Genomic DNA, 13790 nt, shown 5'->3' on the forward strand with positions numbered 1-13790 from the left:
GTTTCCCCTATCCTTAAGCCCTACTGGGAAAGGGCGATAAAGCCCTGTATATGGGATCAGAACGATGAAACGGACACAACACGTCAACCTCGCTACCTTCCGTAAAACATGGCGTAGCGCTCGCATCACACCTGTCGCACTGGCTGTCGGCGCTGTATTCATGCTGTCAGGCTGTGAGAAAACCGATGAAACGGTGTCTTTGTATCAGAATGCGGACGACTGCTCTAAAGCGAATCCGTCCGGCAGTGCGCAATGCGTCGCAGCCTATGATGCAGCGAAGAAAGATGCCGAAAAAACCGCGCCGAAATACGCCTCACGCGAAGACTGTATTGCCGAATTCGGCGAAGGGCAGTGTACCCAGACGCCAGCGCAGTCCGGTGTGGCTTCCGCCGAAGGCCAGAGCAGCGGCAGCATGTGGATGCCGCTGATGGCAGGTTACATGATGGGCCGTATGATGAGCGGCGGCGGTTACGCGCAGCAGCCACTTTTCAGCTCTAAAAATCCGGCCAGCCCGGCGAACGGCAAATTCGTCGATGCGACAGGTAAAAACTACGGTCCAGCAACTGCGGGTGGCCGTACCATGAACGTACCGAAAACGGCAATGGCGCCGAAACCGGCTGTTACCAAAACCATCACCCGTGGCGGCTTTGGCGAAAGCGTAGCGAAACAGACGTCTATGCAGCGCAGTTCCACTGCCGCTCCGCGCAGCGCTGGTCGCAGCATGGGTGGCTAAGATACACATGAAACGTTTACCGATTACCGAGCGCCCGGACTGGCGCGAAAAAGCCACGGAGTTTGGCTTCAATTTTCACACCATGTATGGAGAGCCCTACTGGTGTGAAGATGCGTATTATCAGTTCACGCTGGCACAAATCGAAGAGATCGAAGACGCTACCGCCGACATCCATCAGATGTGTTTAAAAGTGGTTGAACGCGTGGTGGGCGACGATGCACTGATGGCCAAATTCCAGATCCCTAAACATGTCTGGGAATTCGTGCGCAGTTCCTGGCGCACGCAGCAGCCTTCTTTGTATTCGCGCCTGGACCTCGCCTACGACGGTGTAAATCCGCCCAAGCTGTTGGAAAATAATGCCGATACGCCGACGTCATTGTACGAAGCGGCATTCTTCCAATGGCTGTGGCTGGAAGACCAAATTGCGGCCGGTAACCTGCCGCAGGATGCTGATCAGTACAACAGTTTGCAGGAAAAGCTCATCGAGCGTTTTGCCGAACTAAAAAACCAGCACGGCTTTTCGCTGTTGCACATCGCCTGTTGTCAGGACACCGAAGAAGATCGCGGTACGGTGCAATATTTGCAGGACTGCGCACTGGAAGCTGAGCTGGCCAGCGAGTTTCTGTATATCGAAGAGATCGGTCTGGGCGAGCGCGGCCAGTTTACCGATCCTCAGGATCAGGTAATTTCTAACCTGTTCAAGTTGTATCCGTGGGAGTTTATGTTCCGCGAAATCTTCGCCACCAAGCTGGAAGATGCCGGTGTACGCTGGCTGGAACCGGCGTGGAAAGCCATTCTTTCAAATAAAGCTTTATTGCCTTTACTGTGGGAAATGTTCCCGAACCATCCTAATCTGTTACCGGCGTACTTCGCAGATGATGCACACCCGGAACTTGAGCATTACGTGGTAAAACCTTTGTTCTCCCGCGAGGGCGCAAACATAAAGGTTATCGAGAAAGGTCAGGAAGTGGCGAGCGTGGAAGGCCCGTACGGCGCAGAAGGCATGATTGTGCAGCAGTTCCATCCGCTTCCCGTCTTTGACGGCAGCTATGTATTGATCGGCAGCTGGCTGGTAAACGATCAACCTTGCGGCATCGGCATCCGCGAAGACAAAGCGCTGATCACGCAGGATCTTTCACGTTTTTATCCGCACACGATCGTCGGCTAAAGCTCGTAAGAAAGGATAATGAAAAAATCATTATCCTTTTTATTTTCCGATTTAACCCACCTGTACTGAAAGCATCGATAGCGATCCCATCACCAGCCCGTCGGTCGGCTGAGTCACTGGCTCAACGCCATCCCACGCACCCAGCACGTACAAGAGCGGAAGATAGTGATCCGGTGACGGATTCGATAACGCGCCGCCTTCGTGATCCATAAAGTTCACCAGAGGATGCTCCTTCACGTCACCCTTCCAGCTCAGGTTATCTTTCACATACTTTTCGAAAGCAATCGCCCAGGGATAAGGTTCGCCGTTGCCATCCCATTTCACCATCCGCAGGTTATGGACCACGTTGCCACTGGCGACAATCATCACGCCTTCGTCACGCAGGGCGGCCAGTTTTCTGCCGAGTTCAAAGTGATACTCCGGCGGCTGTGTACCGTCAATGCTCAGCTGGACAACCGGTATATCGGCGTCGGGATACATTTTGATCAGCACTCCCCAGGTTCCGTGGTCAAACCCCCACTCGCTGGTATCCGCCAGCACATTCACCGGGCTGAGCAACTCCTGTACGCGTTTTGCCAGCGCGGGCGAACCCGGTGCCGGATAGCGTTTGTCGAACAACGCCTGCGGAAAACCGCCGAAGTCATGAATGGTGCGCGGGTTTTCCATCGCCGTCACCGCCGTGCCACGGGTAAACCAGTGGGCTGACACTGCCAGAATGGCTTTTGGCCGCGGTAATGCTTCGCCCAGCGTATGCCAGGCACGGGTGTAAATATTGTCTTCCAGCACGTTCATCGGGCTGCCGTGTCCCAGGAAAAGTGCGGGCATACGTTGAGTGGTCATCATGAATTCCTTACCGCAAATGAAAGTGAGCGGCGCTACATGCAGGCTGCCGCGTAATGAAAATACGGTACTCTTTTTCATCGACGGTTACAGCCGGATAACCATGAAGGAGATATTCAATAAATTTGAAGGAAAAAAACGAAGGTGGTGAACACTGATTTTCTTAATCAGAAACGTTCAGACAAAAATCAGCAATAAAAAGCAAAAAGGCCGCATAAGCGACCTTTTCTGTTGAGTACAACCTGTCAGTCAGCTTGCCTGACGGGTCTGCGCCTGGCGATATTCCACCAGATCAGCAATGGTCACCACTGGCATATTGTGTTGTTTCGCAAAGATGATGGCCTCTGGCGCATGTGCCATGCTGCCGTCGTCATTGGTCAGTTCACACAACACACCGAAGGGTTTAAGACCGGCCAGCGTCACCAGATCGATGGACGCTTCGGTATGACCACCACGGGTCAGCACGCCGCCCGCTTGTGCGCGCAGCGGGAAGATATGCCCAGGACGGCTCAGGTCAGAAGGTTTCGCGCCGTCTTTGATAGCGGTGCGGATGGTGGTGATGCGGTCAGCGGCAGACACGCCGGTGGTGACGCCTTCAGCCGCTTCAATGGTCACGGTGAAAGGCGTCTGGAACTGGCTGGAGTTGTTCTCCACCATCATGGGCAGATCGAGCTTTTTACGGCTGTCTTCGTTCATGGTGAGACACACGATGCCGCTGCCGTGGCGAATGGTCAGCGCCATTTGTGCAACTGTCATGTTTTCGGCGGCAAAGATTAAATCGCCTTCGTTTTCACGATCTTCGTCATCCAGCACCATCACACCCACGCCGTTACGAATGGCGTCAATAGCACGCTCAACACGTTCAGCAGGTGTACCGAATTCGGAAAGTAGGGTCTGATTCATGGTAAAAATAACCTCATGTTCTGTATGTGGATTACCAGAATCAGGGCGTCTTGAGGAGGCTAGCTGCAGCGGCCTGATGGCGTGCTACAGTTATAAAAAATAACGCAGCGGACAAATTTTGCCCGGCTTGAATCGTTACTCTCTCCCATCCGGACTTTAACCGTCGGCCCCGGAATTACACCGGATCTGCTGACCTCTAATCCCGAAGGACTGAGCGCTCGCGGGCTTCCACGTGGAAGGGATTATGATCCTTCCGATATTCTGTGGTTTACCGCCGGTGGGGACTTTCACCCCGCCCTGAGAATAAGCAAATCAACTATAACGCCAATAAATGACCAGAGCAATCCTGCGGTTTGGCCAATTAGTGCCCCGGAAGGTTTATAGAAACGTCATCAGCGATTACACTAAGCAAAAGCACCTCCTTCGAGAAAAGGAAATAACATGATTGACCCGAAAAAAATTGAACAAATTGCCCGCCAGGTTCACGAGTCTATGCCGAAAGGGATCCGCGAATTTGGTGAAGATGCCGAGAAGAAAATCCGTCAGGTATTGCAGGCACAGTTCAGCCGCATGGATTTAGTCAATCGCGAAGAGTTTGACGTGCAGACCCAGGTTTTACTGCGCACCCGCGAAAAGCTGGCCGTGCTGGAACAACGTCTGGCCGCACTGGAAGGTAAACTGAGCGAAGCCGAAAAACCACAAGAGCCGGTCTGATTTTCTCCCTGGTCAGAAACCATAAAGGCCTGCTCAGCAGGCCTTTTTTATATCTCGCCCTCAGACAGTTTATCGCGCATGAAGCACTGTTTTAGCACGCGGTAAAAGCAGCCAAAGCCCGGCGAACACAATCAGCGCATACGCCGCTTTCCAGCCCACCATCGCCAGTAATCCGCAGCATAATACCGCGCCAAACCTCGCCATCCACGTTGAACGACCTTTGAGGATCCTTGCCCCGGCGAGCATGCACAGCAGATAGATCAGAATGAAGATACCGTTGGCGTAAGTGATGAGCGCGCCAAGCGGCAGATGCAGCCAGTAAATCAGCAGCGTGAACAGTACGCAGCAGCCGACCACCAGATTTAATGCGGCTACCGGAACGTGTTGCGCCGAGAGCTGCGCCAGTTTGCTCTGCGGCTTAAGTTGCGCCTGCGACCACACAAGCCTTGCGAAGCTTTGGGTGTAAATATTCACGCTGGCAAAGCACGCCAGATAGCCAATAATGCACGCCACCCATAGCGCTTTTTGTCCGAAAAGCTGCACCACGATGCCCGGCAATGACGCCCCCGCTTCCTGCCCATCGCCCCACGCATGGAATTTCAACACCGCCACGGTACAACCCCAGTAAACAGCGCCCGCCACCAGCATACCGATAAGTAAGGCACGCGGAAAATCTCGTTCCGGGTTGCGAAATTCTGTCGCCAGATGCGCGAAGGCTTCCAGTCCGACAAAGCACCAGAACATCACGGCCAGCGCATCAAACAGGTTTGATGGCGAGATATCTCGAACGGCGGGCAACGGAATTTCCGACAGCGTAATTTGACCTTTCCACCAGATGGCGATAACCAGAGCAATCACCAGCGCCGCAATCAGTGTCTGAATATTGGCGCTCGACCCCGCGCTGCGGGTGCCAAGGAACCAGATCACGAAAAGCGTACCAAGCTGAACCAGCAGCAAATTTTCGCTGCTCCAGCCAAATGCCGCCTGCCAGAAACCCGCGGCAATATGCAACGCGGCAGGCAAACCGACCGGGATCACCGATAAAAACAACCAGCCGGTAACGCGCGCCATATGCGGTCCGAAGGCTTTGCCCACAAAATGCGCAGCCCCGCCCGCACTGGGGAAATGTCGCCCGAGTGCGGCAAAGCCGATGGCAATCGGAAACACCAGCAAGATAAGCACCGGCCATGCCCACAGGCTGTCGTTCTGCGCCAACTGCGCTGCCAGCGCAGGCACCGCGAACACACCGGTACCGAGTAATGAGGTGGAAAGCAAACCGACGCCCTGCGCCAGACTTAATTCCTGTTTTAATCCGCTCACAACTGAGTCACTTCCGTTTTGGGTTCTGAATTTATATTGCGATAAAGAAAAAGGGCTTATCAGATAAGCCCTTCGGTCAATGCGTGGAGGAGCAGATCAGTCCTGCGCTTTGATTTGGTTGATGATCTTAGTGGTAGATAACCCGTCTTCAAAGTTCAGCACGCGCACTTCACCGCCGTTAGCCCATACTTCATCACAACCGGCGATTTGCTCTGGTTTGTAGTCGCCGCCTTTGACCAGCAGATCCGGCAAGATCCCGGCGATCAGGCGCTGCGGGGTATCTTCTTCAAATGACACTACCCAGTCTACAGCGCCTAATGCGCCCAATACGATCATGCGGTTTTGCAGCGCATTGACCGGGCGAGTTTCGCCTTTCAGACGTTTGGTGGACGCATCGCTGTTTACTGCAACAATCAGACGATCGCCGAGTTTACGGGCGTTCGCCAGATAAGAAACATGTCCGGCGTGCAGAATGTCGAAGATGCCGTTGGTCATCACCACTTTTTCGCCGCGCTGACGCGCCATTGCCACAGCCGCTTTTAACTGCTCTTCCGTCATTACGCCAAAACCGACGTCCGAACGGCCACCGATGGCGTTTTCCAGTTCGACCGGAGACACGGTGGAGGTGCCGAGCTTACCGACCACCACACCTGCGGCGGCATTGGCCAGGAAGCAGGATTCTTCCAGCGTATTCCCTGCCGCCAGCGCAGCCGCCAGTGTACCAATGACCGTGTCACCGGCACCGGTCACGTCATAGACTTCCTGCGCCTGCGTCGGCAGATGCAGCGGTTCTTTACCCGGCTGCAACAGCGTCATACCGTGTTCTGAACGGGTCACCAGCAGCGCCGACAGTTCAAAATCAGCAATAAGCTGCATACCGCGCGCGACCAGTTCTTCTTCATTCTTACATCGCCCGACTACGGCTTCAAATTCTGACAAGTTAGGCGTCAGCAATGTCGCACCGCGATAACGCTCAAAGTCTGAGCCTTTTGGATCGACAAGAACGGGAACGCCCGCTTTACGGGCCAGCTGGATCATTTTCTGCACTTCGGTCAGCGCGCCCTTGGCGTAATCTGACAGCACCAGCGCACCACTTTCCGGCAGGGCCTGCTCGATTTTGGTCAGCATCGGTTGCAGATCGACGCCTTCAAAACCTTCTTCGAAGTCGAGGCGGATCAGCTGCTGGTTGCGCGACAAAATACGCAATTTAGTGATGGTCGGATGCGTCGGCAACGCCACGAAATCGCAGTGAACCTTCACTTCAGCCAGACGCTCGCTCAATGCGCGCGCTGCATCGTCCACGCCGGTCAGGCCGATCAGACGGGAAGAAGCACCGAGGGACGAAATATTCATCGCCACGTTAGCCGCGCCGCCAGGACGTTCTTCGATGGTATTGACCTTCACGACCGGTACCGGTGCTTCCGGCGAAATTCGGTTGGTCGGGCCATACCAGTAGCGGTCTAACATTACATCACCGACCACCAGCACACCGGCACGGCGAAAATCAGGCAAAGTCACTTTCATCCCAAGACTCCAAAACAGGTAAAACCAGACATAAAAATAGTGCGGCGGATAATATCACACCCCGAATAAAAACCCTCAGCCGAGCCATTTCGCCCAGCTGGCGCGGATTTGCTCACGTTCTGTGGCAAAACTGCCTGCGGCGACTTTGCCGCTGTGTTCCTGCAATGCAAGATGATGGATCTCATCGCGCAGCGTGACGTAAGCGTGGGTCAGATCCCGCGCTTCTTCCTCGGGCATGATGTCGTTTTGCGCCATCAGTTCGAAAATTCGCACATTATCCGACCAACGCGTCAGTTTAGGCTTCTCATGTGCAAACCGCAGGACCAGATATTGTGCAATGAATTCAATATCGGTGATGCCGCCCGGATCGGCTTTCAGATCAAACTCACCAGACTTTTTGCTACCGAGGTGTGCATACATTTTTTCGCGCATCTCGCGGACTTCTTTGCGCAGCTCTTCGCCTTCGCGTTCGCGGCAGAGAATGTCGTGGCGCGTGGCATTAAACTGCTGCGCCAGTTGCGGATCGCCATAAACGACGCGCGCGCGCACCAGCGCCTGATGCTCCCAGGTCCAGGCTTCATTGGCCTGATAGTCAGCGAAAGCTTCGATAGTACTGACCAGCATACCGGACGCGCCGGAAGGTCGCAGGCGCGGATCGACCTCATAAAGAATGCCGGATGCCGTGCGGGTGCTGAATAAATGCATAATGCGCTGCGCCAGTCGCAGATAAAATTGTCGACCATCGATGCTGCGCTCGCCGTCGGTCATCACCTCCGGTGCACAGTCGAGCAGGAAGACCAAGTCCAAATCGGAGCTGTAACCCAGTTCCCAGCCGCCCAGTTTGCCGTAACCTACTACGGCAAATCCGCGCCCTTCGCGCTGCGCCAGATGCGTCGGCTGGCCGTAGCGTAGCACCATCTGATCCCAGGCCTGCTGAACCACTACGTCCAGAATCGCTTCGGCCAGATAGGTTAAATGATCGCTGACTTTCATCACCGGTAGTGCACCGGAAATATCCCCGGCGGCAATGCGCAGGTGTTGCGCCTGTTTGAACTGACGAACGGCTTCCAGCTGCTGTTCTTCATCTTCCGTCGGGACGCGCATCAGATACTGGCGCAGTTCATCGCGGTACGCGCCCGGTTCAATCGGATGGTAAAGCGTGCGTGAATCGAGCAGTTCATCGAGCAATAGCGGATGGCGCGCCAGCTGCGACGCGACCATCGGCGAGGCGGCGCACAGGCGGATAAGCTGTTTAAGCGCGCCCGGATATTCAACCAACAGCTCAATGTAAGTTGTGCGCGTGACGATGTTGAGCAACAGCTGCATCAGGCGCTGCAAAGTCACATCGGCATTTTTATAAGTGCAGACCTGTGCCAGTAAGCGGGGCATCAGCAAATCTAGCTGATCGCGACCACGCGGACCGATAGTGCGTTTATCGACGTCACGGCGGAACTCGGCGATCTGCTGCAGGATGTGGTGCTGCGCATTTTCGTCCAGCTGCGGCACCCACGGCGCTAACTCGGACTGCTCCAGTGAATCACTCCACAAACTGCTGAATGATGACTGCTGTTGATCGTCCTCGGTGTCCGGCGTGTCATCACCGATCAGATCGTTAAACACGGCGCGCACGGCTTGCATGTGAGCATTCACTGCGTCGAGCAGCTGCGGCCAGTCATTGAAATTCATGCCCCACGCCAGACGCGCCTGATTCAGTTCGTCCGCAGGCAGAGTTTGTGTTTGCTCGTCACCGATGGCCTGCAGCAGATTTTCGAGACGACGCAGGAACAGATAGCTGGCGCGCAGTTGCATCACTTGTTCGACAGGCAGCAGCCCGAGTTTTTCCAGCGCCTGCAAGGTCGGCAACAACGCGCGTTGTTGCAGCGCAGGCTCGCGCCCGCCGCGGATCAGCTGGAAAACCTGCACGATAAATTCAATTTCGCGGATCCCCCCCGCCCCCAGCTTGATGTTGTCTTTAAGTCCCCGGCGGCGGACCTCACGGGCGATCATCCCTTTCATATTGCGCAGGGACTGGATCACGCTGAAATCGATGTAACGGCGGAATACAAAAGGCTTCAGCATCTTGCGCAATTCCTGACTGCTGATGTCTTCTGCCCCGCCCATCAGCCGCGCTTTCACCATCGCGTAGCGTTCCCAGTCGCGCCCCTGCTCCTGATAATAATCTTCCAGCGCCGGGAAACTCATTACCAACGGGCCGCTGTCGCCGAAAGGCCGCAGCCGCATATCGACGCGGTACACAAAGCCGTCCAGCGTCGGCTGATCCAGCGCTTTGATCAGCCGCTGCCCGAGACGCAGGAAAAACTGTGAATTCTCCAGTTCACGGCGGCCACCACGGGTCTGGCCGTTTTCCGGATACGCAAAAATCAGGTCGATATCAGAGGAGAAATTCAGTTCGCCGCCGCCGAGTTTGCCCATCCCGAGGATCAGCATGTGTTGCGGTTCCCCGGCTTCATTCACCGGCGTGCCGAATTCACGACAGCAGGCGTCATACAACCAGTCGCGGGCGCTGACGATCAGCAATTCCGCCAGTTCGCTCAGTTGCTGTAACGTATCCTTGGCTTCGCTGGTTTGCGCCGATTGTGACCACGCAATGCGGGTCAGTGCCCGGCGCCGAAACAGGCGCAGCGCCTTCATTAGCCCGTTCTCATCAGTCACGCTTTCCAGCGCAGCATCCAGCCACTGGCGGTAAAATTGCCATTCCTGCGCCTGAGGAGGATTTTCTACGATTTCATGCCACCACTGCGGAAATGCCAGCAGGCTGTCTGTTACAAACTGACTGCTCGCCAGCACCGCCAGCTGAGCCTCGTCGGGAAGTGGCAGTGGTTCAGGATGTTCACGCCATTGCTCAAGCAAACTTTGGGCGTGGCTTTGCAAAACAGGAGAAAGTGGCAACATGAAATCAAATTCCTTGCAAAAAAAAGCCCGGGCAATGAGCCCAGGCTTATCAGTCAATTAACGTGGTTGGCCGTTTAACCAGAACGCATCCATCATCACCGCATGGGAACGTGCTGAATCCTCCAGCGCCAGTTGCTTCTGGATTATCGCCTGTTGCAGCTCCGTCCAGCCCGCCAGATAGTCGGCGACGTCACGCTCAGGATACGCACCTGACAGTAAATGGAAGGTGATGATCTGACGCTTCAGGCGTGCCAACTGGTCGCGGTAACCTTCTTCGGTGAGCGGCTGCGCAAAGGCTTCTTTCAGGTCGGCAGCGGTACGACCAAGCATGATGTCTGAAAAACGCTTGAAGGAACCTTCCAGCTTTTTCGCCGATTTGTCATCGATGAACGGTGTCCAGCCCGACGTGGTCAGCCATGACGTGAGCGCTAACTTACTTTTCAAATAGGTCGCGCTGAAGCAGACATCCTGTGCATCGGCAGATTTCTGTTCCAGCACCGGCACCAGATCGGTCAGCAGCGTACGCAACTCTGAGGAGGCTTTGCGCGGTACCAGCCCGCCAAACAGCACCAGAATCTGACGTACGGTTTCCACCGCCTGTAACACCACCGGACGCGCCAGTTTGTCGCCGCGTACCCAGAGCTCTTCATGATACTGCCAGTGATCGAGCGCCAGTTCGAACATCCCTGTCATCGCGTGTTCAACCGTGGCTTTTGGTTGCGCTTTATAGACAGGTAACGGTTTGATTTCACGCAGCGGGTTACCTTTCGCCAGATGGTAACCACGGGCAGCTTTGCTGAATCCGCCCTGACGCAAACCACCGTGCTCGCCGATTTCAGCGGCCAGCGCCAGCAAATCTGCGGTGTTGCCTTTTTTCAGTTCCAGTTCGATTTCAGCCAGCGGTTCAGACAGCTCACCGGCAACCACTTCGCCCTGATCCAGCCCAAGTTCGATCTCGCTTTCGCCGTAAGTGATCACCCACTTTTCACGGGTGAAATCGGTACGAAATAACGGCGCTAAGGCTTTTTGCAGTGCCGCAACTTTGCATCCTTCCGGCCAGATATCTTTCGGGAACGCGCTGAGCTTAAGCACTGGCTTTTTCAACTCAACGTTATATTCCGGACGCTGGTGCAAACCACCCACCACTTTGCCGCCGGTTTTAATGGTCATTTCGTACTGATCGTCAAAACCGCGGATACGCAGACCGATGTCGTGCGAACGTAAATAGTTTTCCGCAGTCTCAAAATAGATGTTGGTCAGTTTCGAAGGCGCGGTGTGCTCGCTGTTAAATCGAGCGAGTTGTGCCGGTAATTCGGCAATCGCGGCCGGGGTGGCGATAAATTTTAGTTCTATTTCTACGGTCATAAGGGTCTTCACACCGATTCTTTGCTGCCAAAAGGGATTAACGCGTCGCCGGAATTCTACCATAAGCACAGCGCGCAAGCCGCACGTTGCGGGATTGTAAGATAGTTCTCATTCCGGTTTATGCATTGCGTCGTCACACTGTTGCCCTTACTATCGGTCACCAAATTAACGCGAGCGCCTGACATCGCGGTCGCTGGAAGACGTTTCCTGATAAAACGGATCCACACTTCACGTTCCCTAAATTCACAAAGAAACGATGAAATAATGCATAAATTACGCCTGATTGGTTTCGCTTTGCTTGGCTTAAGCTTCACTTGGGGCGCTCATGCCGATGAGAAGCGCTACATTTCCGACGATTTGATCACCTACATCCACAGCGGTCCGGGTAATCAGTATCGCATTGTTGGCACGCTCAATGCCGGTGATGAAGTTACCCTGCGTAGCGTCAACGACAGCACTAAATACGGTGAAATTATTGACTCGAAAGGGAAAACCGCCTGGATCCCTCTCGACCAGTTAAGCAATTTACCGAGCATTCGTACTCGCGTTCCCGATCTTGAGAAGCAAGTTAAAACGCTGACCGATAAGCTGACAAACATTGATTCCAGCTGGAACCAGCGCACTGCGGAAATGCAAAGCAAAGTCGCCTCCAGCGACAGCATCATCAACGCCCTGAAGAAAGAAAATCAGGAGCTGAAAAATCAGAAGATTATCGCGGAGAAGAAAGTGAACGCGGTAAACGTCCAGCTTGACGACAAACAGCGCACCATTATTTTACAGTGGTTTATGTACGGTGGCGGTGTTGCGGGTGTGGGTCTGGTTCTCGGTCTGTTACTTCCGCACCTCATACCACGTCGTAAGAAAAAAGACCGCTGGATGAGCTGACCGGTTAACGCCGTCAAACATTCTCTTTTCGGATTTGAACATTAAGGCACCCCGGTGCCTTTTTGTGTTTGCATCAATCGGGAAATCCGTAGCGCAACTTTGCTATGATGAAGGCAGAATCCATCCCTGCTTTGGGCGCCACGGTGCGCTTTACGAGCCTTACTTCAGGAGTTATCGCGTGGAGATTTACCTGGTCGGCGGCGCAGTCCGAGACAGTTTATTAAACTTGCCTGTGTCTGAATACGATTGGGTGGTCGTAGGCGCAACGCCTGAATATATGCTGGAAAACGGCTATCAGCAGGTCGGTAAAGATTTTCCAGTCTTCCTGCATCCGGTCAGCCGCGATGAATATGCGCTGGCGAGAACGGAACGTAAATCAGGCTCCGGCTACAACGGTTTTACCTGTTACGCCGCGCCGGATGTGACCTTAGAGCAAGATCTTATGCGTCGCGATCTGACCATCAACGCGATCGCCAAAAGTGCAGATGGCCAGTTAATCGATCCTTATCACGGTCAGCGCGATATCGAACAACGCCAGCTGCGCCACGTTTCTGATGCCTTTGGTGAAGATCCGCTGCGCGTCCTGCGCGTTGCGCGTTTCGCTGCGCGCTTTGCGCATCTCGGATTCACCGTTGTAGCAGAAACGCAGACACTCATGCAGCAGATGGCAAAAAGCGGAGAGCTGGAAGCGCTGACGCCAGAACGCGTGTGGAAGGAAACTGAGAAAGCGTTGCTGACTCAGGATCCGCAGGTGTACTTCCAGGTGCTGCGCGACTGTGGCGCGCTGAAAGTGTTGTTCCCGGAAGTTGATGCGCTGTTTGGCGTCCCCGCGCCAGAAAAATGGCATCCGGAAATCGATACCGGCATTCACACGCTGATGACGCTGAAAATCGCCAGCCTGCTCTCTCCGGACGTTGACGTGCGTTTCTCGGCACTGTGCCACGATTTAGGCAAAGGCCTGACGCCGCCGCAGTATTGGCCACACCATCACGGTCACGGCCCGGCCGGCGTCAAACTGGTGGAAAATATCTGCCAGCGGTTGAAAGTCCCGACGCATATTCGTGACCTGGCGAAACTGGTGGCAGAATTCCATGACCTTATCCACACAGTGAATAAATTGCGCCCGGAAACCCTGCTCAAGCTGTTCGATACCATTGATGTCTGGCGCAAACCTCAGCGCCTTGAGCAAATGATCATGACCAGCGAAGCCGATGCGCGCGGACGCACGACGTTTGAAGATAATCCCTATCCGCAGGGAGATTTCCTGCGTGAAGCCTTTACTATCGCCAGCAGCATTTCCAACAAAGAAGTGCTGGATGACGGTTTTAAGGGGATAGAAATCCGCGACGAGCTGAAAAAACGCCGCACGCAGGTTTTGGCCGAATGGAAGAAAACGCAGGAACCCGATCTCTGATCAGGACGTAT

General features: G+C 54.5%; 11 protein-coding genes, 1 pseudogene and 1 riboswitch. Of the genes and pseudogenes, 6 read left to right on the forward strand and 6 right to left on the reverse strand.

All coding sequences use genetic code 11. The features are described 5' to 3' along the window. Window positions 1-64 precede the first annotated feature (64 nt). Together GE278_18315 and GE278_18320 are read left to right on the forward strand one after the other, a co-directional pair. Window positions 65-733 carry a DUF1190 family protein gene (locus GE278_18315; protein QLK62595.1) on the forward strand — a complete coding sequence of 223 codons (669 nt, stop codon included), beginning with the start codon at window positions 65-67 and terminating at the stop codon, window positions 731-733. A 7-nt stretch (window positions 734-740) separates the two neighbouring features. Continuing rightward, complete coding sequence (locus GE278_18320) at window positions 741-1901, forward strand: hypothetical protein (GenBank protein ID QLK62596.1); 1161 nt, start codon at window positions 741-743, stop codon at window positions 1899-1901. Window positions 1902-1952: 51 nt separating this feature from the next. On the opposite strand, the gene ygiD is transcribed toward GE278_18320, so the two are convergent. Then, complete coding sequence (ygiD, locus tag GE278_18325) at window positions 1953-2741, reverse strand: 4,5-DOPA dioxygenase extradiol (protein QLK63339.1); 789 nt, start codon at window positions 2739-2741, stop codon at window positions 1953-1955. A gap of 1 nt (window position 2742) precedes the next feature. Here ygiD and GE278_18330 point away from each other — a divergent pair. Beyond that, a pseudogene (locus GE278_18330) lies at window positions 2743-2976 on the forward strand (ABC transporter ATP-binding protein). A 14-nt stretch (window positions 2977-2990) separates the two neighbouring features. Here GE278_18330 and ribB read toward each other — a convergent pair. Beyond that, on the reverse strand, window positions 2991-3644 hold the full coding sequence (gene ribB / locus GE278_18335) for a 3,4-dihydroxy-2-butanone-4-phosphate synthase (protein QLK62597.1): 654 nt from the start codon (window positions 3642-3644) through the stop codon (window positions 2991-2993). Window positions 3645-3777: 133 nt separating this feature from the next. Continuing rightward, window positions 3778-3953, reverse strand: a riboswitch (FMN riboswitch). A 132-nt stretch (window positions 3954-4085) separates the two neighbouring features. Here ribB and GE278_18340 point away from each other — a divergent pair. Continuing rightward, window positions 4086-4358 (forward strand): accessory factor UbiK family protein, encoded by a 273-nt coding sequence (locus GE278_18340; GenBank protein ID QLK62598.1) that lies wholly within the window; start codon window positions 4086-4088, stop codon window positions 4356-4358. 69 nt (window positions 4359-4427) lie between these two features. Here GE278_18340 and yjeH read toward each other — a convergent pair whose 3' ends face one another. The 4 genes from yjeH to GE278_18360 all read right to left on the reverse strand — a co-directional run bounded on the left by yjeH (window position 4428) and on the right by GE278_18360 (window position 11480). Beyond that, on the reverse strand, window positions 4428-5678 hold the full coding sequence (yjeH, locus tag GE278_18345) for an L-methionine/branched-chain amino acid transporter (GenBank protein QLK62599.1): 1251 nt from the start codon (window positions 5676-5678) through the stop codon (window positions 4428-4430). Window positions 5679-5774: 96 nt separating this feature from the next. Then, on the reverse strand, window positions 5775-7202 hold the full coding sequence (gene hldE, locus GE278_18350) for a bifunctional D-glycero-beta-D-manno-heptose-7-phosphate kinase/D-glycero-beta-D-manno-heptose 1-phosphate adenylyltransferase HldE (GenBank protein QLK62600.1): 1428 nt from the start codon (window positions 7200-7202) through the stop codon (window positions 5775-5777). Window positions 7203-7277: 75 nt separating this feature from the next. After that, entirely contained in the window at window positions 7278-10115 is a 2838-nt protein-coding gene (gene glnE, locus GE278_18355; protein QLK62601.1) for a bifunctional [glutamate--ammonia ligase]-adenylyl-L-tyrosine phosphorylase/[glutamate--ammonia-ligase] adenylyltransferase, read from the reverse strand. Window positions 10116-10172: 57 nt separating this feature from the next. Further along, window positions 10173-11480 (reverse strand): CYTH domain-containing protein, encoded by a 1308-nt coding sequence (locus GE278_18360; GenBank protein ID QLK62602.1) that lies wholly within the window; start codon window positions 11478-11480, stop codon window positions 10173-10175. 264 nt (window positions 11481-11744) lie between these two features. On the opposite strand from GE278_18360, the gene GE278_18365 reads away from it, so the two are divergent. After that, entirely contained in the window at window positions 11745-12365 is a 621-nt protein-coding gene (locus GE278_18365) for an SH3 domain-containing protein (GenBank protein ID QLK62603.1), read from the forward strand. 178 nt (window positions 12366-12543) lie between these two features. Beyond that, entirely contained in the window at window positions 12544-13779 is a 1236-nt protein-coding gene (locus GE278_18370) for a multifunctional CCA addition/repair protein (GenBank protein ID QLK62604.1), read from the forward strand. Window positions 13780-13790 lie beyond the last annotated feature (11 nt).

Source organism: Enterobacteriaceae bacterium Kacie_13 (genome assembly GCA_013457415.1).
Taxonomy (GTDB): domain Bacteria; phylum Pseudomonadota; class Gammaproteobacteria; order Enterobacterales; family Enterobacteriaceae; genus Rahnella.